At 56.5% G+C, this 26,694-nt stretch carries 13 protein-coding genes; 5 read left to right on the forward strand and 8 right to left on the reverse strand.

Translation table 11 applies throughout. The features are described 5' to 3' along the window. Positions 1-285 precede the first annotated feature (285 nt). Positions 286-1,737, forward strand: a complete 1,452-nt coding sequence (locus tag Pla52nx_RS08290) for an IS1380 family transposase (protein ID WP_342190172.1) — start codon at positions 286-288, stop codon at positions 1,735-1,737. A gap of 574 nt (positions 1,738-2,311) precedes the next feature. Here the strand turns inward: Pla52nx_RS08290 and Pla52nx_RS08295 are convergent. The 3 genes from Pla52nx_RS08295 to Pla52nx_RS08305 all read right to left on the reverse strand — a co-directional run bounded on the left by Pla52nx_RS08295 (position 2,312) and on the right by Pla52nx_RS08305 (position 10,108). Next, on the reverse strand, positions 2,312-5,632 hold the full coding sequence (locus tag Pla52nx_RS08295; RefSeq protein ID WP_146519704.1) for a UTP--glucose-1-phosphate uridylyltransferase: 3,321 nt from the start codon (positions 5,630-5,632) through the stop codon (positions 2,312-2,314). Continuing rightward, complete coding sequence (locus Pla52nx_RS08300) at positions 5,629-6,486, reverse strand: sugar phosphate nucleotidyltransferase (RefSeq protein WP_146519703.1); 858 nt, start codon at positions 6,484-6,486, stop codon at positions 5,629-5,631. Before Pla52nx_RS08300 ends, Pla52nx_RS08295 begins: the two co-directional genes overlap by 4 nt. A gap of 745 nt (positions 6,487-7,231) precedes the next feature. Next, on the reverse strand, positions 7,232-10,108 hold the full coding sequence (locus tag Pla52nx_RS08305; RefSeq protein WP_146519702.1) for a 2-oxoglutarate dehydrogenase E1 component: 2,877 nt from the start codon (positions 10,106-10,108) through the stop codon (positions 7,232-7,234). A gap of 326 nt (positions 10,109-10,434) precedes the next feature. Between Pla52nx_RS08305 and Pla52nx_RS08310 the strand changes: the two genes are divergently transcribed. Beyond that, positions 10,435-12,228 carry an ABC-F family ATP-binding cassette domain-containing protein gene (locus tag Pla52nx_RS08310; RefSeq protein ID WP_146519701.1) on the forward strand — a complete coding sequence of 598 codons (1,794 nt, stop codon included), beginning with the start codon at positions 10,435-10,437 and terminating at the stop codon, positions 12,226-12,228. A 332-nt stretch (positions 12,229-12,560) separates the two neighbouring features. Then, a complete protein-coding gene (locus Pla52nx_RS08315) occupies positions 12,561-13,154 on the forward strand; it encodes a hypothetical protein (protein WP_146519700.1) in 594 nt (197 codons plus the stop codon). A gap of 17 nt (positions 13,155-13,171) precedes the next feature. Here the strand turns inward: Pla52nx_RS08315 and Pla52nx_RS08320 are convergent, their stop codons facing one another. The 4 genes from Pla52nx_RS08320 to Pla52nx_RS08335 form a co-directional block, all read right to left on the reverse strand. Beyond that, positions 13,172-13,810: a metallophosphoesterase family protein gene (locus tag Pla52nx_RS08320; RefSeq protein WP_146519699.1), complete on the reverse strand. Its 639-nt coding sequence runs from the start codon at positions 13,808-13,810 to the stop codon at positions 13,172-13,174. Continuing rightward, entirely contained in the window at positions 13,810-15,195 is a 1,386-nt protein-coding gene (locus Pla52nx_RS08325; protein WP_146519698.1) for a Gfo/Idh/MocA family protein, read from the reverse strand. Before Pla52nx_RS08325 ends, Pla52nx_RS08320 begins: the two co-directional genes overlap by 1 nt. Positions 15,196-15,313: 118 nt before the next feature. Then, positions 15,314-18,574, reverse strand: coding sequence for a hypothetical protein (locus Pla52nx_RS08330; RefSeq protein WP_146519697.1), 3,261 nt, complete (start codon positions 18,572-18,574; stop codon positions 15,314-15,316). A 504-nt stretch (positions 18,575-19,078) separates the two neighbouring features. Next, entirely contained in the window at positions 19,079-20,275 is a 1,197-nt protein-coding gene (locus Pla52nx_RS08335; protein WP_231741913.1) for an SGNH/GDSL hydrolase family protein, read from the reverse strand. Positions 20,276-20,478: 203 nt separating this feature from the next. On the opposite strand from Pla52nx_RS08335, the gene Pla52nx_RS08340 reads away from it, so the two are divergent. Then, positions 20,479-21,525 (forward strand): NAD-dependent epimerase/dehydratase family protein, encoded by a 1,047-nt coding sequence (locus tag Pla52nx_RS08340; RefSeq protein WP_146519696.1) that lies wholly within the window; start codon positions 20,479-20,481, stop codon positions 21,523-21,525. Between the two features lie 312 nt (positions 21,526-21,837). Here the strand turns inward: Pla52nx_RS08340 and Pla52nx_RS08345 are convergent, their stop codons facing one another. Beyond that, the gene (locus Pla52nx_RS08345) at positions 21,838-22,347 is read right to left on the reverse strand and encodes a cyclic nucleotide-binding domain-containing protein (RefSeq protein ID WP_146519695.1); all 510 of its coding nucleotides are present in this window, start codon (positions 22,345-22,347) and stop codon (positions 21,838-21,840) included. 426 nt (positions 22,348-22,773) lie between these two features. Between Pla52nx_RS08345 and Pla52nx_RS08350 the strand changes: the two genes are divergently transcribed. Then, the gene (locus Pla52nx_RS08350) at positions 22,774-26,670 is read left to right on the forward strand and encodes a S8 family serine peptidase (RefSeq protein ID WP_146519694.1); all 3,897 of its coding nucleotides are present in this window, start codon (positions 22,774-22,776) and stop codon (positions 26,668-26,670) included. Positions 26,671-26,694: the final 24 nt, after the last annotated feature.

Raw genomic sequence — 26,694 nt, forward strand, 5'->3', positions numbered from 1 at the left:
CGAAGCAAGATCCGGGAGGGGGCCTACACGCCGCAAACCGCGTTGGTGAACCTATTGCTTCACCCATACCCCCTCCCTCGCATTCGCCTAAACGGCTCTGCTCGACCTCCCCCAAGTTCCTTGGAGACTGCTGATTTAGTCGTGTTGCATTGTGTCTGTGAGCCGATGGCGCTAGCCCGGATATTGCATCCGAAAATTTGTTTCCCCCTATAGCGCAAGAGCCTTAGTCCTGGTATGCATTGGAGTTACAACACTTCACACATCCCAAGCCCAAGGCTCTCGGCAATGACAAAGCGTAATCGAAAACGAGCTGCACTGAAACGCCTCCGTCGCCAAGCTGTCGAGTTTGATTTTGATGGCGGAACGCTCACGTCCGACGCCGGATTGCTACTGCTTCGCGAAGTCGATCAACGACTCGGCCTGATCCGCCGAGTCGACGCTTGTATTGCCGATCCACGCGATCCTATCTACACCGCACATCCGCAGGCCGAGATCCTGACCAGTCGTATCTTTGGAATTGCGGCAGGCTACGAGGACGGCAACGATCACGCCCACTTGCGGCATGATGCAGCCTTTCAAGTCGCTGCCGGACGCACACCTGCACAGAATGACTATGACAGCGACGAACACGTTCCTTTGGCCAGTCCGTCAACGCATTCACGTTTCGAAAATCGTGTCGATCGCAAAGCGATGCTGGCTATCCACGAAGAAATCGTAAACACCTTTCTGGACAGCTACGAGAAACCGCCCGAAGAAATCACGTTGGACTATGATGCCACAGATGATCCGACGCACGGCAATCAAGACAAAAACTACTTCAATGGATTCTACGACGGCCACTGTTTTCTGCCGCTGTACGTGTTCTGTGGCTATCAGTTGCTTGTCGCCTACTTACGTCCCAGCAGTTTTGGCGCAGCCCATCACGCTCGCGCGGTGACCAAACTGCTGGTTCAAAAGATTCGTTCGCGATGGCCGGAGACGAAAATCATTTTACGTGGCGATGGCGGATATTCTGATGAAAGACTCATGCGTTGGTGCGATAAAAACGACGTCTACTATGTCTTCGGATTGCCCAAGAACAACGTCTTGATCCGCAATATTGCCTGCGAAATGACCCGTGCTCGACTTGAGCATTTGAAATTTAAATCCACGCGAACGCTTTTCAAGTGGTTCCGTTATCGCACTCAGGAAACATGGGACCGTCATCGCTGGGTTCTCGGCAAGGCGGAGCACGGCGACAAGGGAGCCAACCCGCGTTTCGTCGTGACAAACCTGCCCAGTGCCCAAGGGATCGTCGAGCCGACTTATCATCGCCCTCGCGTGGACGGCAAACAGGTTCGACAAATCCTCGATCCTGGAACGATCTGCAGTGTTGCTTGGAACCCGAAGGATTTCTATCGAGAACGTTATTGTCAGCGTTGTGAAATGGAGAATCGGATCAAGGAACAACAGATGTGTTTGTTTGCCGATCGAACCAGCTGCACAGACTTCATGGCCAATCAGTTTCGTTTGATTCTGTCGTCGTTGGCGTATGTGTTGGTCGACGGAATCCGCCGGTTGGCACTTCAGGGCACTACACATGCTCGGATGCGTGTGGATACGATCCGCTTGCGTCTGTTCAAGATTGCCGCGCGAGTGCGCGTGACTTGTCGGCGAGTGATTTTTCACCTTCCGACTCACTGCCCTAGCGCGAGTCTCTTTAACGAAGTCATGGCGCGTCTTTGCCGAAGCGACTAAGGGCGGCAACCCTCGAGGAAAACGCAACCACGAAGCGAATCATTCGCTTGGGGGAGGGGGGGCCTTCTGCGCGGCGCTGCGAAAGCCCCCATCAAAATCAAATCATTTCCCAAAAGCGGACGTATCGAACTCGCAACCCCGCGTCAATAACCGATGGATGCAATATCCGGGCTAGCCACGGGCTTCGAAGGGTTCCGTCAACACCATTAGGCCCGCGGCTAGCGCCTTGCGGCTCACTAAATCAGCAGTCTCCCTTGGGGGAGGTGACAAAAAATAGAACGGTGGCTTCGAAAAGACGTGTCAACAGCAAACTTTGAGCAGTCCAGCGCTAGCGGGCTGTTGATTTAATCGAAATTGGGAACGCAAGGGTGAGCCGTGGGCCGTAAGGCACCGGGCAATGCGGTAGGCCCGGCCGCTTACGCGTCGCGGCTCACTAAATCAACGGCCCGCTAGCCGCGGGCCCCAGTGGTGTTGACGAAACCCTGCGAGGCCCGTGGCTAGCGCCATCGGCTCACAGACATTACGCTACACGACACCAAACGCCGCCTGCGACTTCGGCTGCGGGTCAAACGGCTCAGTCCCAGTCGCACAGGGATTCGATGTAGTCGGCAGAACCGTCTCGTTTCCACGGGTCCAACTGATCTTGGCTCTTGAGTTGTTGGCCGCGACGCATGGGAACGACAAAGAATCGTGAATCGAGTTCAGGCAGCGTTGTCATGTCGCCCCACAGTTTTTCGAATTGTGCGACGGGGAAGACATCTTCTTGAGCGTGTCCCCAACGCTTCTTGACTTCTTTGAGCGTCACATAAGTCGGCATGCGGGCTGCCAAGCCTCGCACGGCTGCGTCAACCACAATCGAGTCACCCAGTTGATCACGCGTCAGTCCGAAGGCGGAGAGTAATTGATCGATGTCGATCCAAGTCGTCATGGAGTTGTAGTAGGTCAATGCGAATTCGGCTTGTTCGTTGGGCATCGCCAGGCCTTCGACTAATTGCGGGCGTCCATTGACCAACGCCAAGCCGCCACCGCGATCCTCCAGTCGTCGCGTGATGACTTCGAACGACAACGCGTTGCCTGCATCGATGTGCAATCCCAGCAGGCCGGGATCAACGCTTGCGCCGAGTGTATCGATGTTGTGTAGCAGCAAGTATTTCAACTCGGGCTGTTCGCTGAGCATTTGATTCAGCAAGCCGTTTCGCAGCAAGTTGGGGATTTCGTACCAATGTCCCACGGGGTGCATGCATTGATTGGGCAGGTTGTCGGTGTAATCGCTCGCTTCGCCCGCCGACTTGGCCCAACCGATCAAAGCGTTGCGGAGACTCTCACGGACCTTTTGCTGCTGTTCGTCCAGCACTTGCTGCGAGATTTCCTCCCACATGAAGCGCAGGTCGCGGACCATCGGAACCATTCGCAGCCCGACGCTGCGCCCGGTGGAAACGTGTACGGGACCGTCGAAACCGAATTGATCCTGGTCGGCCAAATGTTGACGAATCGGCTGATCCGTCAGATAGCTGGTGGTGAACACATGGGGGATCACGCCGCCGTGAGTCTTGGTTGTCGCCCGGTTCTTGGCCAAGTGGACTTCGAGGAAACTGCGGTGACGTCCGCCGAATCGGTTGAAGGGATGCAATGCCTTGCACACGCCGGCACCTTGCGTCCAGCGGCTTCCGACACCGGCGGCCAAGGTCACGACGGCGACTTCACCGTTGCGGATGGCGTTGGAGCCGAGCTGGACGTGGCGAGATCCGGCACCCTCACGCACGTCGACGACATCCTGGGGTCGCACTTCGGTGATGGTGGTGCTGCGGGAAAGTCGATTCTGTGACAGACCGATACGTCCGCTCTTGAGGTCACCGCGGACGGCTTCGTGTTGTTCACGATCGAATCCGATTTGAGCCAGCAGTTGCTGTAATGATGCTTCGCGGTGTTCGTCGCTGATCGCGTGAGGCAGCACACTGCTGAGCAACAGGGTCGCGGTTTCACTGCCGCCGACGGTTTGTTGGCATCGACGTCCGATTTGCAGCAGCTCCTCGCGGGTAGAGTCGGACAGATCACGAAGCGGCGTTCGGAGCAAACGTGGCAAGACCAGTTGATAATAGCGATCGGGCATGGCCGCTTCATCGCCGCAAAATAGTTCGGCAAAGCTGCCTTGATCGTTGATTTGGAAATCGTAAACGACGGGGTCCATCGCGAACGGCAATGCCGTTTGCATTTCACGTTTGATTCGGACCATCGTTTCACCGAGCCAAGTCTGTGCCTGCGATTTGATTTGGGGATCAAACAAGAATCCCATGCCGCCGCCAGACATACCGCCGAGCATGACGAAGCCCCAAAACTGGTCGCCGTACTGCTGACGACACGCGTCGATGAGCCGATCGGTGAACCGGTTGGTGGCCCACGGGATGATGGTTTGCAGAGGGCCGACAAAATTTCGCGTCGTGGCTCGACCGATGGCCTGGATGTCGCCCGCCGCGATGGCCTCGACGACTTCATCGAGCACCTTCATTGCTTCGGCCCGCCCCGCCCATTCGCGCTCACTGCGTAGTAAGTAATGCTCGGTCACCATCTCGAGGATGGGGCCGACATTTTGCGCCATGCCGCCGTGAACCAGAACGAGCGAGTCCTGTAGTTTTTGTCGAGTCTCGGGCGATGCATCCTGGGGGCCGAGGACTTTGTGAACCGGCATCAAGCGACCACGGCTGATGCCATATTCAGGGTCACCCGGCTCCGCCGTGGTGCCTTCGATCAGTTTGATGCCCGGCCAAACTCCTCCGCTGTCTTGCCAGCCTCCGCCGCTACCGCCGAGCCATTCGCCCAAGATGGCGCGCGCGGCGACCAGTCGGCGGTCGTTTTCCTCCAGTCGCCCGGTCAGTGCTTGGACTTGGCCGGTCGCTCGCATCAAGATCGAAATGAGCGAACCGAGCAGATTGGTGGAGACGGCCAGGCGAGAGCCTTTGGGGATGTCGTTGATTTTGCTGACCAACTCCAGGCCTTTGCCGGGACCGGCCAATCTTTCCAGCAGCTCCGACATCGGACGTCCGCATCCTTCCAAACCCGGAGGGACGATCCCTGCAGCGATGACGGCTGCTTTGAGCAGTCCCAGGTAGTCACGGGCAAAGTCGAACATCTCGCCGATTTCGGTGATCTCAGCGGTTGCCCCGAGATCGACGCTGGCAAGACGGAAAACGGGTTCGTCGATGACACGCAAGTAGGTTTCGATGGGCGGGCGTGAACATTCGTCGCGCCCACGTACGCCCAGGTCGACGGAGATGTTCAGGACACGCGCGCCCTCGGGATAATCCATCCCCAAAAAGAAGATGTCGCTCCAGGCGCTGTGCGAAAGGTCCATGCGGACAGCCGTGGTTTCTCGCATCAGCGGCGTCGCGCCCGTTGCGGCGTCCTCCACCAACAACTCGGGACGCAGTCGCAGGGGGTGATCGGCGGGGTGACCGAGCCGGAACATCCACTGGTTTCCTTTGACCGTTCGTACACTGCGACGTACTTGGTCGGCCAGCGTTTGGAAACCCAACTGATGGTAGGCTTGGGCCAAGGCGCTGCTGAGTCCATCGCTCGGCCCCGACTTGGTTTGCTGTTCCAAGAACGTATCGATGGCTTCGACGAATCGACGTGACAGCAAGTGCTCGTAGCCTTCGTAGGGAATCAACCCCGTGTGCTGCGTTCCCAGTCGCTCTGGCAAGTGATAGCGATAGATCGCTGACAAAAAGAACAACGCACGGACTCGATGATACAGATTGGGTTGACCGCGACGAAACGCGTCCAATGCCGAGGTGTGTTCCAAGAGCTGATCCAACGACGCCTCGCCGCACACGCTTTCCAGCGATCGGTGGCGGATGCTGTCATGTTCGGACAGAATGATTTCGATCAAGGGGTTCATTGGCCTGCCCCCGCCCCGATGTCTTTCGCCAACAGGTCGACCATCTCGGTCAAGATCAGGTCACGATCGCGACCGGAAAGTCCGATGGCCAGTTGGGCGATCAACAAACCGTAGCGAATGCCCAGGTTGTGCCGTGTGCCTTGGACTTCAAAGGCACAGTACTGATGTTTGGTTCTCAACACCTCCAGTGCATCGGAGAGTGTCGGCAAAATGGCAAGATCTGTGTGCAGTACTTGTTCGATTGCGGGCATGATGTCGGCGGTCAGCACGTGCATGCCAAAGAATCCCAGATAGTGCCCGCTTCGCAATCCCGCGGTGACCAGTTCCTGTTCGGCAAACGTCGGTGTGGGTTTTTCGACGACGCGATCGACGGTGTACAGGCCTTTTCGTTGGGCAACGTGTGTTCCCGAAACGATACCGAAATAGGGCAGCTTGTTTTCACGCGTGGCTTGCACCGCGGATACCGAGCACTCGCAATCACCAGCCACATCGATCAACTGTTTGGCACAAGCGACATCGGTTTGGCTGAGATAAAGGTGGTCTCCGACCAGATGCAAGAACGCATCGTTGCCGGTGAAGTCCTTCGCGCGATAAATTGCATCGGCGTATCCGAGAGACTTGGGCTGTTGCACAAAGTGCAGGCTACCCAAGTGTTCGCCGGATGCCAATTCATAAGCGGCCTGGTCTCCGGGTTTGATCACCACACAGATCTCCTCGACGCCTGCCGCGAGGGTTTCCTCGACGATCAACTGCAACGCTGTTTTATCGTCGCCATGGCGGCTGACGAGTTGCTGGAGGGGGAGCCGGTTTTGACGGGGGCCGGCGGCCGTGATGACGGCTTTTCGAACCTGCATGATGAAGTCAACAGTACGGAGGAGAGACGGGGCGGCAAAGGAACCGAGGGCAAAAGCATTCGAAAGCAGTTCACCGGATGCCAATTCACCCGGTGAACAAAGCGTCAGGGTAGTCTGCTTTCGAAACGTCTGGACCGGGGGCGGGGGGCAATTGAAGTCGCCAAGGGCGGTCAGAAGACCAGCCGTCGGGGATGCAACGATTATGCAGACAGGGAGTTCGAAAGCTCAGGCGGATCGCTGGACGTAGGGAGTCCATCAGTGCAGAAGACTGCTGATTTAGTGAGCCGCAAGGCGTTAGCCGCGGGTAAAGCACCGCTGCCGGCGGCTAGCCCGGATTATTCACGCCACTGATTACAGCCTTCGCAATACGTTTGCACCAAACGGTTTACGCAGATTGGCACGAAAACAGTCTGCGCATATCAGCCGCCACGCGATAGCGTCCGGTTTTCATGCCTTTACTGGGGAACCGGACGCTATCGCGTGCCGGCTGATGAATAATCCAGGCTAATGCCTTGCCGCTCACCATTTCTGGACGCAACACGATTAAATCAGCAGTCTCTGCAGCTGGGGGAGGTAACATTTGCGCAGCACGGCACAATGCGTATGGTTTGAGTTTGAGCGTATGGTGGTGTTCGTTTTCGACTTGGAAAGTCGAACGACAATTGTCGCTCGACTTTCCAAGTCGATAGCGTGCCCCGCCAAGCGTCTGGCCGTTACCAATCATTGACTTGCCCGTCACTGATCCTCACAGGCCTTCGAACGCGGCCTCGATCAGTTCCTTTTGCTCCAGAACATGAGCCGCCATGCTGCCGGTGCTGGGGCTGGCCGATTCGGCTCGCGTGATTGGGATCAATTTGAACCCTGCCGCGGTGAGTTCGTCGCCGAAGCTGAGTTTGACGTACGGCCAAGCTCCCATGTTCATCGGCTCGTCCTGCACCCAACGGATTTCCGTCCCGGATTTGAGGCCGTTGAACGTTGATAGGACTTCGTTCACGCCGAGCGGGTAGAGCTGTTCCAGACGCACCAGGGCGACATCGTTGATTTCGCGGGTGCGACGTTCCTTGAGCAAGTCGTAATAGATCTTGCCGGTGCACAGCATCACTCGCCGAGCGTCGGACATCGCGACGTCCGGGTCCGTCAGGATCTTGCGGAATTGACCATCGGATAAGTCTTCGATCGGGCTGACCACTTCACCATGACGTAACAGGCTCTTGGGGGTCAGTACGATCAACGGTTTTCGCCATTTGCGAATCAGTTGGCGACGGAGCATGTGGTAGTGCTGCGCTGGTGTCGTGGGCTGGCAGACTTGAATGTTCTGTTCAGCGGACATGGCCAGGAAGCGTTCGACGCGGGCGCTGCAGTGCTCTGGGCCTTGGCCTTCGAAACCATGAGGCAGCATCATCACCAAACCACTGAGACGGTTCCATTTGTCCTCGGCGCTGGCGATGAACTGATCCACGATGACTTGGGCGCAATTCCAGAAGTCGCCAAACTGGGCTTCCCAGATCACCAAGCCGTTGGGCGAATCGAGCGAATAGCCGTACTCAAATCCCAGCACACCGGCCTCGCTCAACGGGCTGTTGTACAGTTCCAGTGGAGCTTGGTTTTCACTCAGATGCGACAACGGTGTGTAGCGTTCACCCGATCGGACGTCGTGCAGCACGGCGTGGCGTTGGCTAAAGGTTCCGCGTTCGCAATCCTGGCCGGTGAAGCGAATCGGGTAGCCTTCCACCAACAGAGAAGCGAACGCAGCAAGCTCGGCGGTGGCCCAATCAAACGGCAGCTTTCCAGCAGCCATTTGCCGACGATTGGCCATCGGCCGCTTGAGCTTTTTGTGGGGCGAGAAACCTTCCGGTAAACGTGTCAGCGAGTCAACGAGTTCTGACAGACGTTGACGGTCATAGGTCGTATCGGTTGGTTCGGTTGGTTCATCACCGCCGAAGTAATCGCTCCAGTTCGCAGCCAAGGTTTGCGTATCGGGAACGAATTTCTCGTGCTGGCTGGCTTCGAACTCAGACTCCAGTTTGGATGTTCGACTCTGCTGAATCTTTTCGGCTTCGTCGGGAGAAATTTTTCCAAGTCCCTCGAGTCGTTTGAGGTATTGAACTCGAACGCTGTCGCGACGGTCGATAACCGAGTACATCCGGGGTTGGGTGAACCGGGGCTCATCGCCTTCGTTGTGACCCCAGCGTCGATAGGCGTACAGGTCGATGACGACGTCTCGCTGGAATGTTTTGCGAAATTCCATCGCCAGTTCGACGACTTGGGCAACCGCCTCGGGGTCTTCGCCGTTGACGTGAAAGATTGGGATTTGCAGCATCTTTGCGATGTCGGTCGCGTACGTGCTGCTGCGTCCCTGGTTGGGTTCGGTGGTAAAGCCGACTTGGTTGTTGATGATGATGTGCAGCGTCCCGCCGGTCTTGTAGCCCGCCAATTGGCTCAGGTTCAGCGTTTCCTGGACGACGCCTTCGCCCGCAAACGCGGCGTCGCCATGGATCAGGATCGTCATGCACTTGCTGCGATCCGTGTCACCCTGATGGTCCTGTTTGCATCGGGTTCGACCGAGCGCGACGACGTTGACGAACTCCAGGTGGCTGGGGTTAAAGCAAAGTGAGATGTGGATCTTTTTGCCGGCCGCGGTTTTCCAGTCGCTGCTGTATCCCAAGTGATAGCGAACGTCGCCGCCGCCACGACTCATTTCGGGGTTCGGATCATCGAACGACCAAAAGATGTTCATGGCTCGTTTCTTGAGGATGTTCGCCATGACGTTCAAACGTCCGCGGTGAGCCATCCCCATCACGACTTCTTTGACCTCATGCTCGCCCGCCTTTTCCAACGCCAAGTCCAGCATCGGGATCAGGCTCTCAGCGCCTTCGAGCGAGAATGTTTTTGCGCCCACGAACTTGCGACGCACGAACTCTTCGAAAATCGATGCATCGGCCAGGCGTGCGTAAATACGGCGCTGGGTCTTGTGGGGCAGGTCCAATCGATTCTGGGTCGACTCCATCCTCTGCTGCAGCCAATCGCGAATCCCGCGGTCGTCGATGTGCATGAACTGCGCACCGATGCTACGACAGTACGTGTTTTTTAGTTTTTCTAGAATGGCATCCAGTGTCCCACCGCTGACGTGTTCAATCGTCGTGGTGTCCAGCGGTCGGCTGAGGTCCTCGTCGCTGATTCCGTAAAGAGTCGGATTCAGTTCGGGCGAATCGGGGCGAGCCAGACCCAGGGGATCCAGCTTGGCGACTAGGTGACCGCGGACGCGGTACTCGCGGACGAGCTGATTGATGCGGTGCTGCATCCGCGACATCCAAAGCGCTTGGTCTCGCACGATGTCTTGCTCGGACAACGGCTGGCCGTTTCGCAGAGGCGTGACCGCGGTGGGCTCTTTTCTAGGCGAGGGCTGAACCGTTTGAGGTGGTCCCCCATCGGTGACGGATACCGTGGTTTTGGCGATTTCATTGGCGTCAACGGCCCGTTTTTCTTTGTCCCGGTCGGCCAGCGCCGCCGATCCGATGACAAATTGCTCAAAGTACTCCCGCCAAGAAAGGGGGACACTTTCGGGATCACGCACATATTGGACATACAAATCGTCGATGTAGTCCACACTGTAGCTATTCATATCAGCCGGAGCCGGTCGCGGTCATTGAGGCGGGGCGAGAAAGACGGCGACGGGTAACCGACCAGGACAGGGCATCCTGCCACGGCGGGCACCGCATCTCCGTACTTGGAACAGTTTAGGAATGTCGCACCAAATCGTCATCTGCCAAAACACGATCTGGCGAGCAATTTAGGAAATCGTTCACGACCCGGGTAGCCGCGATGTTGGAGGATTGTCCTGGGCCGCCGCCCTGCTATCGTTTGTCGAAATTGACCGTTTCTGGAAGCTCAAAAACACTGTTTTGACCTCCATCCACCCTTCTGCACCATTTTTTCTCTGATCCCGTCATGCCCGTTCTGATTCAAGTCCGCGATGGCCACAAGCGATTTGGCGACCAAGTCTTGCTGGAGGGGGCAGAATTGTCGCTGGTCGATGACGTAAAAGTCGGCTTCATCGGCCGAAACGGAGCCGGCAAGAGCACCCTGCTGCAAGCTTTGCTGGGCAACGAGGAGCTGGAAAAGGGCGAAGTGATCCACCACCCTTCGCTGCGTATCGGATACCTCCGACAACACGATCCCTTCAAGCCCGACGAGTCCGCGTTGGATTTTCTGATGCGAGACAGCGGACAACCGGATTGGCGTTGCGGGGAAGTCGCCGGACAATTCGAACTCAAAGGCGACTATCTGGAAGGCCCGGTCAAGGCACTTTCCGGCGGTTGGCAAACCCGCGTCAAATTGGCCGCGCTGCTGTTGCACGACCCCAATCTCTTGATGCTCGACGAACCCACCAACTTCCTCGACCTCCGCACCCAAATCCTGCTGGAACACTTCCTGCGCGGTTTCAACAAAGCCGCCCTGATCGTCAGCCACGACCGCGCGTTTCTCAAAGCAACCTGTTCGCAAACCCTGGAGCTTTCGCGTGGCAAGCTGACGATGTATCCGGGCAAGATCGACGCGTTCCTGGAATATCGTGAAGAACGAAGGGAGCACGACCGCCGAGTCAACGCGACCACGATCGCGAAACAAAAGCAGTTGCAACGCTTCATCGAGAAAAACCGCGCCAACGCGGCAACCGCCAGCCAAGCTCGCAGCAAGGCCAAGCAGCTCGCTCGGCTTCAGACCTCCGAGATCGAAGTCGATGAGCCCACCGTCTGCATTCGAGCCCCGCGAGTCCAGCCCCGTCAAGGAACCGTCGCCCGCTGCGAAGGCTTGGCGATCGGCTATCCGGGCAACGTCGTCGCCAAGAATATCAACTTGGAGATCGAGCACGGACAACGTGCCGCAATCGTCGGTGACAACGGACAAGGAAAAACGACGCTGCTGCGGACGCTCGTGGACTCCCTGGCTCCCATCGAAGGCACCATCAAATGGGGCTACGGCACCGAATTGGGCACCTACGCGCAACACGTCTACACGTCATTGGACGAACGACAAACCGTCCTGGAGCACTTGGAGTACGCCTCCGACCAGCAAACCACTCGCCAAGACTGTCTTGCGATGGCCGGTGCGTTGCTGTTCCGCGACTCGCACATCCAAAAGAAAGTCAAAGTCCTCAGCGGGGGCGAACGTGCACGTCTTTGCATGGCCGGATTGTTGCTGGGAACCGCCAACGTGTTGGTTCTGGACGAACCCGGTAACCACCTTGATGTCGAGACGGTCGAAGCGTTGGCCGAAGCGTTGGTGGAGTACAAGGGCACCGTGATCTTCACCAGCCACGACCGGCACTTCATGAGACGCGTCGCCACGAACGTGATCGAAGTCCGTAACGGGACGGTCAAGAATTACTTTGGCGACTACGACAGCTACCTCGAAAGCGTGGAGAGCGAGATCGACGAAGGAGAGCGGCAACGCAATTTGACGGCGGGCAAGTCCGCCGACTCCAAACCAGGCAAGCCACCTGAGGACAAGATCACCGCGGTTGACTATCGCCAGAACCAGCGAGACCAACGCAAGACAGAAAAGGAGATCAAGAATCTGGAAAAGAAAATCGCTCGACTGGATGACGAAAAACGCCAGTTGAACGAGAGTCTGTTGACCGAAACCAATCCCGACGCCGCGCTGAAACTGCACGAGCAGCTCACCCAAATCACGCAAGAGTTGCAAGACGCCGAAGAACGCTGGCTGGAGCTGAGCGAGTTCTAACCGCCGCGACCGTTAGCACCTGGGCTGTTGAGCGAGACGCAGTCCAGGCTAGTGGGCTGTTGATTTAATCGAAATTGGGAACGCAAGAGTGAGCCGTGGGCCGTAAGGCACCGGGCAATGCGGTAGGCCCGGCCGCTTACGCGTCGCGGCTCACTAAGTCAGCAGTCTCCTGCGCCGGTGGAGGTGACAGCAGACCCAGCGCAAACCCAAAATGCCACAACTCCAAACTTTGAGCAGTCCAGCCTATTGCGTCACGCATAGGGGACACATAGCCTTTGGGATGACGTAGGAGCCTTTAGTCACCGACGTTTGGTCATGGAGCAGAGCGAAAAGTGGAAACCGACTCAACGACCGAAAACTCGCCAGCAGCTCCATTGTCGGAGCAACATTTCCAAGAGCTGGCCTTCGCAACTCAGCGTGCACTGCCGGTTCGCCGAGCAGCAAGAGTGGCTGCATTCAACGGATGGATCACTGCCATCATCGCAGCCCTCTCCCTGCCATTCGCTGTCACAGGTTTGATTGCCCTCCTGGTGGCGATCGGATTGGGCGTTGTCGCGTTTCTGGAGTTTCGAGGACGCAGGCAACTGCTGGCGTTCAAACCCGAAGGCGCAACGCTGCTTGGGTGGAATCAAGCGGGGTTCATGACCTTGATCATTGCCTACTGCTGTTGGATGCTCTTCAGCGGAGCCACCGATCTGGATGCGCACCCAGAATACGCCCAGTTGTTGGGCGCTCAAGGAAGAGAGCTTTACCGATCCTTGGTCGTCGCGTTTTACTCAGCCGTGATTGTACTGACGGTGATCTTTCAGGGTGGCAATTCGCTGTACTATTTTTCGCGACGAAAGCACGTCGCTACGTATTTGGAGCAGACGCCGAAGTGGGTCCAAGATCTGCAGCAAGCCAATTCGGGCGCGATGTCAACGTAACCAGTCGCGTGGCGCGCTCATGTGAATTCACGATTCAGAATCTCACATTCACCTCCGGTGGCGAGACTGAAAACGGTGTACGAATGATCGGTGAGATCCAGAATGCCGCAGGTGTGGCTGTCTCGGCTTTGCAGATTGCAAACGGAACCTGGATTCAATACCCGCTTGCCTTTGTATCGGATGTCAAAGGGATAGTGTGTGTGCCCCACAACCAAGATGTCTGCCTCCATACGAGCCAAATCCTTCTTGAACGTCTTTGACAGTTTCTCACAACTGGGGTCTTGGAACACCGGTGCCCCGTTGTCCGATGGTGTAGCGTGTGCCAACAACATCGTCGAGCCAACCCATACAAACGACTGCGTCAGTGGCAGTCCTCTGAGGAAATCGACCGATGCGGCGCTGAGCGTGGAGTCATCTTGGACTTCCACATGAGCTTGCAACTCGTGGTGGCGAACCGCGTTCTCGTCGTGGTTTCCTTGCACGCAGGGAATGGCATGCTGACGAAAATAGTCGATCACGCCGTGATCGTTGCTCCCTCGCTCAACAAGATCTCCGGCGCAAAGGACCCTCTGGACTGAAGCCAATTGCATGTGACTTAGCGCCATGTTCAGTGATGTGAGATCTCCGTGAATGTCCGAAATGATTCCGATCTTCATCACAACACTTTCGTTTTGCCGGGCGTCGGGATCGCGTAGGTCCCATCCGTTTGAGCCGGAACGGGCGAGGCATCGTCGAAGGACAGCGGATCAAAGATCTCATCCGTTCCCGACGCCAACGCCTCATCCCACTGGATGACCTTGCCGGAGTAAGTCGCCATTCGTCCCATGATTGCGGACATCGTACTGTGCGCCGAATACTCGACTTCGTTGTACGGCTGGTCGCTGAGCACGGCTTCGATCAGCGTATTCCACTCCACTTGATAGGGGCTTTGATAGTCCTTGCCCTTTTGACGAGGCGTCCGCCAAAGCTCTTTCTCTGTGCCAGTTTCATCGATCAGCGACAGCGAGCTAGCACCGGTACCCAGGTTTGCACGACCGCGAGATCCCTCGATGACTTCGCCGACATAGTTCTTGCATCCCGGGATCTGACGGCAATAACTGTGCATGGGAGTGCCGTTGGCGTAGGAAAACAGAACCGCATGGTGGTCGTAGATGTTCCCAAAGCGAGGCTCCACGCGTACTTGTCGTCCCCCCATTCCTTCCGCTGAAACAGGATGGTCCTGCATCGCCCAGTTGCAGACATCGATGTTGTGAATGTGCTGTTCGCAGATATGATCGCCGCTGAGGAAGTCGAAAAAGTACCAGTTGCGAATTTGGTACTCCAGTTCCGTCATGTCTTCCCGGGGAACGGGTGTCTTGGCGGGAGCACTTGCATTCCAAAAGCATCGCATGGCGGTGACACGACCGATGACGCCACCGTGGATCTTTTCCATTGCGGTGAGGTAACTGTCTTGGTGGTGACGCTGCAGTCCGACACCGACCTTGAGATTCTTTTCTTTCGCTCTCATGGCGTCTTCCAAAACCGCTCGAATCCCGGATGGCGTGGATGCGACGGGCTTTTCCATGAACACGTGCTTGCCAGCGGCCACCGCGTATCGAAAGTGCGCGGGGCGGAACCCGGGAGGTCCCGTCAGGATCACGAGGTCGACTTCACTGTCGATCAGCTTGCGATACGCATCGAGTCCCGTGAAACGGCGTTCGGGAGGAACATCAATCGCGTTGCCAAACCCGTTTCCGGCCTCAATCTTGCTCACGCCCGGTTTGCCGCGCAGCAGCGAACTCAAGCTGCCTTCCAATCGGTCAACAAATGCGTCCGCCATTGCCACAAGTTGAACATCGTTGCCGGTGGAGAGAGCGTGAGCGGCTGCCCCCGTGCCACGACCACCGCAACCCACCAAACCGATCTTCAGCGGCTCGGATGACGTCGTCTCGGCGGCTGACGCGAATTGGGTGTTCGCTACGTTCATGGTCATCGCCGCAGTTCCGGCGACCGCAGAGTGCCTCAGCACACTGCGTCGATCCATTCGAGAGGCCTGATTCATGACCTGGTGTTCATCATCTGGGGGAAACGCGACGCGTATGTCACGCGAGATTCTGGAATTAGCAGCACAGATGATAGAGCCACGGGGGCGAGATCACAAGTTTTTGCTCAACCGCGTGCTACCGCAAGCCCCAGCGGATGGTGCTCCGTAGGCCGTCTTCTTCGAATTGCATATTAAGCTGCAAGGTGTCGATGCGGTTCATGAGCCCGAATGGCTTTTCCGGATCGAACGCGGGTTGACGTTGCTGGCTGGGTTTTCCGTATTGCTTGCTGACCAGTTGATGGTTTTCCCACAGCCACTGATCACCGGGCAACTGTCGAGGATAAAAACCGAACAGTCGCTGGTGCTCCGCTGCGGCTTGCTCCACATTTTTGGAACCGCTCAACATGAACGGATACAGTCGCCCCAAGCCTGACATGACTGCTTGGCGATTGCCGTCCGACGCGGCGGCAAAAAGTCCGGGTAGTTGCCGCTGACACGCCGACGGATTGGCTTGTAACATCGCTGCATTGAGCTGCGCGGGCTCGACATTGATCACCTGATCGTCACTGGACCAAGGGATGTTGCGAATCACCATGTAGTTGCCATGTACCTCGACTCCATAGCGAAGTTTGACGACGCCAAAGATATCCATGGTCCAAACCCATTCGTCGCGATCATCGACTTGGTAAAACGAAACCGCGAAATCGTTTCGATTGCCACCAACCGTTTTAGACAGAGCGGCTTGACGCAAGTACTGCGCCGTTTGCTCGGGCGACTTTGTCTCCACCATGATGCTGCAAGGACGTGTCAACATGGAAAGCATCACGGGGACCATCAGCATCTGGTTGCCGCCGCCGCGGAGCACATCGCCTCCGAAGGCACCGAAGATATCTCCGCTGCCCATGGCGATGATCGGATCGGCATCAAAGATGGCCACGTGGATACTCGGACCAAAATCATCCATCATCGCGGGGCTTGCGCCGGAGAAACGTTGAAAGAACTCTGAAAAATTGCCCGCGATCTGCTGCCATGCTGCTTCTTTTAAGTTCATCGAAAACTGCAAAACCGGTTTTGGCTCGACCACTGGAATCGATAGCGGCACGTTGTCATCTTGATGTGCCAACATGGTCCTCAGACCGTTGTAGATTGAGTTGTCGACCAGCGGCAGAATGAACGTCGAAAGCTCTAATTGATTCGATTCGACTTCGTCCAGCCGGATGGCGATGGGGTCAAAGAACCGACGCCAGTAGTTGGAATAATTTTCCACATACATCCGATACGCTTCGGCTTCCGCCTCGGTCGCCTTTTCGACCGGGACTTCCGGCAGGGTGCGCATGCGGGGCAATGAACCGTAGCGCTCGCTACGCACCAAACCAGTTGCTTCGACCGACATGCCTTCGCCTTTCCAGTTCTTGGGTAGGAGCCCTTCGTCGATGAGGGTCGACGTCGAGATCGATTCGGCTTCTCCGTTGAGCCGCGCCAGCAAGACGCTTGCCGTCATCGCCTCCAGCTTCGCTTTCTCGATCATGCGTCGACGTTGGGCCAGCTTGACTTGAGGACTGACCAGTCGGCGAATGAAAGGGTCAGACAGGTAAGCGTAGATGCGAGTTTGCTCGCTGACATCGAGTTGCGTCAGCATGTAGCGAAACTCAGCACTGTCGCCGAGACTATCGTGTCCTTGTTGTTCGTGCAGTCCAATTGCCAGCTCGATTTCACCACGTTGTGTGCTGGCAAAGAGCAAATCGTCACGCAGTGCCATGTACGCGGGGGCGTCTGACGTGGTGGGAATCTCTAGGATCGCATTGCCCTCGAGCTTGGATGCCCCCAGCAGCCCGAGCAATTGCCGCAGCAGCTCGGGCTGTCTGAGTTTAGCCACGACCGTGACATCGGTGCCGTCGATGAAAAACAGATCGGGTGCGAACAACGCCATCTCACTGGTCAAACCCGAGGCAAGCACCGTATCGACCCAGTCGCGTGTCATCCCAAGTCGACTCAAATAGCGAGACTCCAGGTTGTACTGCAGGCAGTTGCGTGTCAGCGATGTGCCCAAGCTGGCGATGAAGGGAGCACCTTTGTCGAGCATCGCAGGGATGGATTCCGGCTTGCCGATGTAGACAAACAGTCGATCCGCTGGAACATAACGGGCCATTTCCAAGCTACCACCTTGTGCGCCGCCGAGCATCGCTTCGAACGGATGCGACGTGACTTCGACACCCTTGAGTGAGTCAATCTCAACCGTTTGAGCTTCATCGGACCTTGTCACCGCAAGATCCTGCAATTGCAAGGTCTCTTCGATCGCAGCGCGTCCTCCCAGAACGGAGAACATTGACAGGTTCCGCCGAGCGTCTGGAGTTTGGCGAGGCGCGCCCGCTTGATTCCAAACGTGCAGGACACCACCCCGGCTTGCCTTCAGATAGGGTTGCCAAGCAAAGTTTCTCGCATCGCTGAGATTGCCACTGAGTTGGGCGTAGGGCACGTCGGCAGCTTGTGGGATGTTAAGAGAAACCTTTTCGTTTTGGCCCAGCACTTGATTATGAATGTTCAAACTCAGCGGGGCGTCCATCGCTCGGCTGGACACCACCACCATCATGTAATCCACGAAGTCCTTCTCGGCAGCGACCTTTGCCGCATCCTTGTCCAAAATCGGTCGTATCGTGACCTTTTGCGCTGCGATCAATTCGGGATCCACATCGATACGTTCGCAGTTGCCATCCGTGTACAGAACCCAGTGCTTGCCGTCGTCAATGAGTGGACGTAGTTCAAAGGCAAGAACCACTCGCTTGTCCTGCGGAACGATTTGTCTGGTGACACCGTTGCGTTGAAGGTTCGCATCTGGCTCCGAAAACTTGAACTTTGCAGCCGGGATCAGATGCAAGAAGGGGCCGACGAGTTGCTGGTGATCGATCGCGTCCAGCAATTCATTGTTTCGTAAATTCAACGCATCCCAATTCTTAGCGACGTGCTCCCAACGCTTCTCGTTGGCGAAGTCCGCGAAGTCCGCAGGACCAACGCCGTCGTGGTCTTCTGCGAATTGGCGGCATGCTTCGTATCCCATACGCACCTGCCAGCGGCCATTCTGGACACTGGATTGCTGTAGCGCCGCATACATCCGCTTGCCGAGGTCACGCAGGCGGGCTTTGTCGGTCGGGACCAAGTACAGCTCGCGGAGGGTGTTTTGTGAATCGGCGTCCGGCAAACTTGGTACAAGGGGTGTCCAGAGTCCATCGGCGGGCAAGGAGACCTTGCCAACATAGAGGTGCAATGGGCCATCGCCCAGCGAAGCATGCGAAATCTTGTTGACAGATGTGTCGGCAAACGCAGGCTGGAAGAAAACGCCTGTCGGAACGAAGCAAACTCCGAGAAAGATCGGAAACACTGAAAGAAATCGGCGAAACATTGCTTCATTACCTTGTGGTTGGGGAACAGCGATTCAATTGCTGGCAGACTTCGTAGTGGGATACGCCATAATTCCTTTTGCAAGGGATTTCTGGCGAAATCCACTACACCGACGATTGATAATATGTTGCTAGTGCATCGTCCAGTCTTAGAACGTGGGTTCGGTAGATGAGCCGTTTTGGCGTTAGCCACGGTTTTCGTGACACAACCGTGGCTAACGCCAAAACGGCTAACCCCAAAATCAAGGCACAACCGTGGCTAACGCCAAAACGGCTAACCCCAAAATCAAGACACAACCGTGGCTAACGCCAAAACGGCTAACCCCAAAATCAAGACCGGACGATGCACAAGGATGGATCATTCAGACAAATCAGCGAACGTGAATTCCCGTAGAGAGCCCTTGCGTTGAATTCCTGTGCGCGAAGGCAGCTTGGAAATTCAGAAACTTTTTCAAAGCTGCCGTGTGATCCTGCGAACGGTTCTCAACCTGTGCGTCGGAGCGCGTTCAGTTTGCCTCCAAGGCTTTGCGAAGCACCGGCTCGAACACTTCGGCTTGTCGCATGAACCCCAAATCGCTGGCGTGCGACCCGTCGGTAGCGCCTTCGGAATCGTCCCCGTACAGCGAGTCACCGTCGATGTAGAAGAGTCGCTCAACGCCCTCGTCTTGCAAGCGATTGAATGCTTCTTGGAGTGCCTTGTGGTTTCGGTCGTGGTGGGCATCGCGTGCCGGGGTGATCCAACTGTTGGTGTTCCGGCGATCCTCCACCAGGACGATCGGCGTCTCGGGTTTGGCGGCGCGGATCTGATGCACCAACGGCACACACTTTTGGGACACGGCGTCAGCGTCCATGTTGGGCAGGCAATCGATGACGTAGACGGCAGCATCCAGTTGGGTCAGAAAGTCACCCACTGCGGTGTCCATTCGCCCGTTGCCGGAGAATCCCAAATTGACCACCGGCATGTCGAACTTGCGTCCCAGGATTGCGGTGTGCACCATTCCCGGGCGACTGGCACAGGCGCCGTGCGTGATGCTGGTTCCGTAGAACACGATTGGATTCTCTCGGGGAGGCAGGGAGTCAAACCGAGCTTCCAGCGGCACTCCAATGCTCAGAAATTCCACTCCGTTATACAGAGGCAAGTAGGCAACGTACTGGCGAAACCCTAGCGCCAAGTCCTTGGCGATGATCGTTTTCATTTCTTGTTGATTGGGTTTGACGACGTTGACCCATCGCAGGTTGCCGTTGGGGTCCCTGGCGTACAGGTCGATGCCGCTCACTCCGGTCGCGGGCATGTGTGGCATCCCCAGCGAGCCTTTGGTTACTTTGTAGTGCACCTGAATCGTAGTGGCATCGGTGGCAAAACGGACCATCATTCCGGCACTGTCGCGGCTGAGATTCCAAACCGCGTCGGTCACGCGTCCTTTTGCCGAGGCTGGGAATCGATCAAACCACCGCTCACGTGGTTGATCCGGCAGGATCCTGCCCTCGACACCCCAATTCGTCACATCATGCCACTGAATTCCGTCCCGTTGTGTCACACCGTCGGCGGATGTACCCGCATCGGCCATTTCTGGATCCAGTTTACCGATCGTGGGCGTCTCCCTGTCAGTCTGTTCTTTGTCAGTCGGTTTATCTTGGGCGATCAGCGAACAAGCAGGTGCCCAGAAGGCCAACGTGAGGAACAGCAGGGTTGTAGGTTTCATTCGGGGCATTCCAGTCGAGAGAGTTGGCGTCTGCGGAGGGAAAAGGCGGTGCACGTAGGTGCACTTGCACAAGCCGTTTTACCTTGTCCATCAAGTCGGCGTCGGCATGTTTTTTGCAGCTTCCAGAAACATTCTTTTGGTCGCATCGCCGATTGAATTACCATAGAGGATACCAATAGCACTCTCAACATCACAGAACCAACATGGCAAAGGCACTGGTAACGGGGGCAACCGGCTTCATCGGGTTGCACTTGGTCGAACACTTGACCCAGCGAGGAGACGACGTTCGCTGTCTGGTTCGTCGCGGCAGTGATCGTTCGGCACTGGGACGATACGGGGCCGAGTTTTTCGTCGGAGATTTGACCGATCAAGAATCGTTGCATCGTGCGGTGAAAGATGTCGATGTCGTCTATCACTTGGCGGGTGTGACCAAGTGTTTTTCCGTTGCCAGTTTTGAGGAAGCCAATGTGGTGGGAGTACGCCGTCTGGCGACCGCGTGCTCAAGTCGAACAACGCCTCCGCGGTTCGTTCATGTTTCTTCGCTAGCCGCCGCCGGTCCGTCACAGATCGGTCGACCGAGAAAAGAATCCGATGAGGCTGTTCCTGTTTCCAACTATGGTCGCAGCAAGTTGGCTGGTGAGTTCGTATTGCGGGAGTTCGTCGATCAGATTCCGGTCTCGATTGTTCGGCCCCCCGTGGTACTCGGTCCGGGGGACAAGGATGGTTTCTTACTCTTTGACTCGATCGCACGTTTCGGTTTGCACTTGGTGCCGGGACGAAATGATAACGAGTGCTCATTCATCAGTGCGTCTGACTTGGTCGCGGCGATGCGAGTTGTTTCAGAATCAGGTCAGCATTTGGTTTCCGATGTGGCCGATCCATCCGGCATCTACTTTGTCGCGGACTCCATGATCCGTACGTTTGGTCAGTATGGTCAAATGATCGGTCACTCTTTGGGTCGAGAGCACGTTCGAGTGGTTTCTGTTCCGAATCCCGTGATTTGGTGCGTTGCCGCGTTCAATGAGTTGGTTGCGAGAATTCGAGGGCATCAACACATCTTGAATTTTGACAAAGCTCGCGAAGCGGGTTACGGCTCGTGGGCCTGTTCGTCGGAAAAACTGGAGAGGGAAACCGGATTCGTTCCTGCGGAGTCTTTGCAAACTCGAATCGATCAGACGGTTGCGTGGTACGTTCAAAAAGGTTGGCTGCCGGCAACTGTCGGAACGACCGTCCGCGCAGAGTTGCAGTGACGGTTCCTGGTTGACTACACGGGGATATTGCTGCGCTGATCAAAATCTGGGGTCGTGGCGCTGCGGCGCTCCGCAAGTTTCTGCCACGTCTCCCATCGCAGCTGGTGGCCCCCAGTGAGCCTCAGGCGCTAGCCGTGGGCCTGAGGCGGATTGTGGTGCCGGCCCACGGCTAGCGCCTGAGGCTCACTCTGATTGCGATGCATGGGACAAAAACATGGACTGAAAAAACAATGTCAACACCAAATCTTGATCAGCCCAGTCTTGATGACATTCGCTACGGGCCAACCACTCGTTAGTGGATCTGACACAGCACTAGTTATCGCCGGTCAGCTCGTCGTCGAACCATTGACGCCCCAGTTCTTGTTGAAATCGAAAAAGTCGATCGCCCGCGACTCTAAGTCGGCGACTGATTTCACGACCCAAGTTCATCATGACCATCGTGTACTGCTGCATGTCTTGATTGCAAAGTAATCGAAAGGCACGAAAAGGAATGCGAATGGCTTGGCAATCCGATTCTGCTCGGATCGACGCCGCACGCTTTTGGAGATCGACCAACGACATCTCACCAAAACAGTCTCCTTGCCGTAAACGTCCTAAGATAATGGGCATGTCTTCCCAACGTCGTTCGACAAGCGCTGTGCCTGATTGCAAGACGTAGACGCAGTCGCCCTTGTCGCCTTCGCAAAAGAAATACGAGTCGCGAGGGTGATGGTTTTCATCGCTATGGTTGAGGATGAAACTCAACGCTGCCGGAGAAACGCCGCCAAAAATCGGCATTGCTCGGAGCAACTCCAGTCGCTGTTGGGATGCCATCACTGTCATGAGTCGACCGCCTCTGAATCGCTAGAATGGGACCGCGTCTCAATAAACCGGTGTTCCTGAAACCGATGCACACGCCGTGTTGCATTGAACAGGAATGCCTGAATCTTAACGCATTCACGCGGGGGCGTGGTGGCTCGTGAATGATCCGGGCTAGCACCCAACAAGCATCTGGTCCAGTGTGCGTTACCCGTGGCCTGACGGCCAGTGGCTCAGGGCGCATGACACCACCAGACGCATTGGAGACGCGAGAATGCTAAACTGCCGCTCACTTTGGATCGCATCGTCAGTCAATGGTGCAGTGGATTTCGCCAGAAATCCACTGAGCAACGGAATTCTGGCGAATCCCACTACTGAGTGAACTGCACATGAACCATTCGGGATAGGATTGATCCCCGATATTGCTTGCCCCGAATCCATTTGATTTGAATGCCCCAGTCCCGACACTTGCGAACCGTGCTGCGTGGCGAACGCCTGGAGTCGCGACGTCTGCTTGCCGTGGCAGGCAGCGATGTGATGTCCCGGGAACTCGGGCAGGCACCGTTTCTTGACAAGGGTATCCGCTACTACGATCTCGACACCCCCGTCTTGCTGTCCGTGATGCCGAATCGAATGGCGGTTCGATGGAATGAATCTCCGACAAGCTTGCCGTCGTCGGTGCGCCCTCTGCGAATCGTTGACGGTGACGTCAGAATCTTTGAGTTGCCCGAACCGGTGTCGGTCGGTCCGAATCTGCAAGACTACGTCCGCAGCTTTCCTGGATATGACAGCGAAGTGCCTGTCTTTCACAATCCGGAAACCAATTCAGAAGTTGTCGTTTTCGACGAAGTCATCGTTGCGTTGAAGGAAGTTGTTGACGCAAGTGATTTCTTTGGCCAGCACGAGTTGGTCCAAAGCTATAAACCGTTGTCGGGAACGTCGGACCAATTCGTCGTTACCGTTGCGATTGGCGCAGGGATCGACGCGATCATTGCATCCAACACCCTTCGCAACGATGTGGCGGTCAGTTGGGCTGCCCCCAACTTTTATCAGTCTTGGCAACGGACCGCGATTCCGAATGATCCACGGTTTGTCAATCAATGGCATGCCGAAAACAACGGTCAAGGCGGCGGTGTTATCGATGCCGATGTTGACTTGCCCACCGCATGGGACGTCAATTCGGGCGGTTCACCCGACATCGTGATCGGAATCATCGACGATGGAGTGGCAACGGATCATCCAGACATTTTGAATCACGCCAATCCGGGCGAGATACCCGGTGACGGAATCGACAACGACGGCAACGGCTGGATCGATGACGTCCATGGATGGAACTTTGTCGCCGACAACAATCAATCCAGCTACACCCCGGTGGACGACCACGGGACTGCGGTCGCCGGTGTGGCGGCAGGACGCGGAGACAACGGGATCGGCATCGCCGGTGCGGCCTACCGATCGCCAGTGCTCAGCGCACGCATCTTTGACAATGGCGCGACGGCGAGCGACGCCAACATTGCCGCGGCCATTTATTACATGGCTGGCCGAACCAGGGACGGCAACGGCACTTGGCGATCAGCCGACATTGTCAACAACTCGTGGAGCGGCGGCAGTCCCAGCACGGTGATCCGTCAAGCGTTGCAATGGGGAACGACCCAAGGCCGGCTTGGTCAGGGTGCCATGTACCTGTTTGCGACGGGCAACGAGTTCGGCTCTGTCGACTTGCCGGCGTCCTTGTCATCGCTCATTCCCGGCGTGGTTTCCGTGGGGGCGACGAACAATTTTGGCGAGCGATCCAACTACAGCAACTCGGGACCGCAAGTCGACTTGGTCGCGCCCAGCAACGACACCCGTCCCGGTTATCTTGCCATTGACACGACAGACGTTCCCGGCAGCCAAGGCTATACGAGCAGCGACTACACCGGCACGGGCGGCACTGGATTCGGTGGAACGTCGGCGGCAACGCCGTTGGCAACCGGGATCGCCGCGTTGGCGATGGCGGAGCTGGCTGAGCAAAACATCGTGCTGTCGCCGGCACAGATGCGTCAGTGGATGCGGGCGAATACGGATCTGATCGGCGGTTCCTATGCCACCGACTCGGGGCACAACAATGACTTTGGCTACGGTCGAGTGAACGCAGGCAGCCTGCTACAGTCGATCGGCAAGCCCGAGATCTCCATCGTCACGGACCGTGATGAATTGGTCGATAGCGGCTCCCCGACATTCATAGGTGACGCTGGCGTTGCATTAGCCACCTCCAAGACCTTTCGGGTGCGGAATCAGGGGACGTCGCCGTTGGAGTTGACCAGTCTGGAAATCGCCTCGGGACCGTTCACGATTCAGAATGTTTTTTCGCCATCGACTCTCGATGTGGGCGAATCGGCGACGTTCACGATTCGCTACACAGCGAGCCAGTTGGGCGTGGAGTCTGGGCTAGTCGTTGTCGGGTCATCGGACGCTGACGAAGCCTTGTTTGAAATCCCTGTGACAGGAAACGGATTGACCCCCGCGATCACCGGCATCGCCTTTGAAGATTTCAACGGTGATGGCTTGCGTGGAATCGATGAGCCTGTGATCGACGATCGAGAAGTGTTCTTGGATTGGAATGAAGATGGATCATTGACGCCCGTTGACGCGACATTCACATCCACCGGAACGGCTCCGATTCAAGACTTGCAAACCGCTTCGCTGCCCATCGTCGTCAGTGGCGTCCCATCCGCAACGAGCATTGAAGTCACCGTGGACTTGACGCATACGTATACCGGCGACTTGCACATTTCACTGATCAATCCTGATGGCGATCGTGTCGTGCTGGCCAACCATGTCGGCGAAGATGGCGACCATTTCACAGGGACGATCTTTGCTGACGATGCGACGACTCCGATCAGCGCCGGAGCGCCGCCGTTCGTAGGACGTTTTTTGCCCAACGAAGCACTCTCGGGTGCGATCAAATCCGATTTGAACGGCACTTGGACGTTAGAAGTACGTGATGATGCTGACATCGACGTCGGGACGTTGCATCAATGGTCGATCCGATTCTTGGGTTCGGAACCGGTCACCAAAACCAATTCAGCAGGGGTGTACGGTTTTCTGGATTTGACACCGGGAACGTATCACGTCACATCACTTGCTCCCGCCCAGTGGCAGGCTACTTCGCCGGAGTCGTCGGCAGTGACTCTGCTGATCCCAGGAGACTCTGGCGTTGTAGATTTCGGAACCGCAGTGCGAGATCGTGTTTACGGGCGTGTGTTTGACGACGCCAACGGCGATGGAGTGCAAGATGCTGGCGATGTCGGCTTGCCAGTTGAGACGGTGTTCCTGGACATCAACGGCAACGGTCTGCCCGATGATGGCATCGTCGATCCGCTCGCGGCCGTCGAGCCGGCGGCGTTGACGGACAGCTTTGGAAATTATCAGTTGGATTTGTCCGCCGGTCTGAACGATGTTCGTCTCGTCGTGCCCAACGGTCGCAGTCACACCTTGCCCATCGCGGGATTGCACCAGGTGTCAACCGACGGCACAGCCCTGTTTGACAGAGACTTTGGGACGGCAATCGCCATCAGCGAGGCTCACATCGTAGACCGCGGCCTGTTTTACGCCGGGGCGACGGGAGTCAACCTGTCGAGCGAGGGTGACGCGGAGGCGGCACGCGATCCGGGAAAAATCGCTCTATTGCCGGAGGAAAGCTCCGGATTGCAGCACTACACCAACTACATTCATGGTCTCAACGGATTGTTGTTCGACATCGAGACGATGCCTGATGGAACGACCGATTCGGATTTAGAAGGTGTGCTGCAATTTGCTGTTTGGGATGGGATTGATCCGTCTGGGTTTCAGCCGATTGATTCGGCAATCGCATTTGCCGTCGAGTTGGTTACCATGACACCCTTGGCAACTCGCGTGAAGGTAACTTTTCCCAACAACGCCATTGAGAACACTTGGCTACGGACGACGATTCCCGCCGGGCCCGTCACTGGGCTATCAACCGATGACGTGTTCTACTTTGGCAATGTGATCGGTGACATTGGGATCGGGAACACGGCCACGCGACTGCGCGTCAATGCGTTGGACACGGTCAGTGTGCGTGCCAACCAATCCTTGTCACTCAACTCCGCAGCCGTCGACAATCCACATGACTTGAACCGAGATGGGCGCGTCAACGCTTTGGACACGGTGTACGTGCGAGCCAATCAAGATTTGAGCGGCAGCGTGGCACCGATCACAGCGCCCGCGAAACAGTCACCGCCAACCAAAACGAACGAGACCCATGCGAACGACAGCTCGATCGAGTCCAACGGCCCAATCGACGCTTACTTTGCAGAGTTAGATCCTCAGCAAATCCAAGAATGACAACCCGAATTAGCAGACCCGTTT

Source organism: Stieleria varia (assembly GCF_038443385.1).
Taxonomy (GTDB): Bacteria; Planctomycetota; Planctomycetia; order Pirellulales; family Pirellulaceae; genus Stieleria; species Stieleria varia.

Bases quoted from the DNA above. Each gene is read 5' to 3' on its own strand.
- Pla52nx_RS08335 (WP_231741913.1), bottom strand. From the start codon at position 20,275: ATGAAACCTACAACCCTGCTGTTCCTCACGTTGGCCTTCTGGGCACCT.
- Pla52nx_RS08330 (WP_146519697.1), bottom strand. From the start codon at position 18,574: ATGTTTCGCCGATTTCTTTCAGTGTTTCCGATCTTTCTCGGAGTTTGC.
- Pla52nx_RS08345 (WP_146519695.1), bottom strand. From the start codon at position 22,347: ATGACAGTGATGGCATCCCAACAGCGACTGGAGTTGCTCCGAGCAATG.
- Pla52nx_RS08340 (WP_146519696.1), top strand. From the start codon at position 20,479: ATGGCAAAGGCACTGGTAACGGGGGCAACCGGCTTCATCGGGTTGCAC.
- Pla52nx_RS08325 (WP_146519698.1), bottom strand. From the start codon at position 15,195: ATGAATCAGGCCTCTCGAATGGATCGACGCAGTGTGCTGAGGCACTCT.
- Pla52nx_RS08305 (WP_146519702.1), bottom strand. From the start codon at position 10,108: ATGAATAGCTACAGTGTGGACTACATCGACGATTTGTATGTCCAATAT.
- Pla52nx_RS08300 (WP_146519703.1), bottom strand. From the start codon at position 6,486: ATGCAGGTTCGAAAAGCCGTCATCACGGCCGCCGGCCCCCGTCAAAAC.
- Pla52nx_RS08350 (WP_146519694.1), top strand. From the start codon at position 22,774: ATGCCCCAGTCCCGACACTTGCGAACCGTGCTGCGTGGCGAACGCCTG.
- Pla52nx_RS08310 (WP_146519701.1), top strand. From the start codon at position 10,435: ATGCCCGTTCTGATTCAAGTCCGCGATGGCCACAAGCGATTTGGCGAC.
- Pla52nx_RS08290 (WP_342190172.1), top strand. From the start codon at position 286: ATGACAAAGCGTAATCGAAAACGAGCTGCACTGAAACGCCTCCGTCGC.
- Pla52nx_RS08295 (WP_146519704.1), bottom strand. From the start codon at position 5,632: ATGAACCCCTTGATCGAAATCATTCTGTCCGAACATGACAGCATCCGC.
- Pla52nx_RS08320 (WP_146519699.1), bottom strand. From the start codon at position 13,810: ATGAAGATCGGAATCATTTCGGACATTCACGGAGATCTCACATCACTG.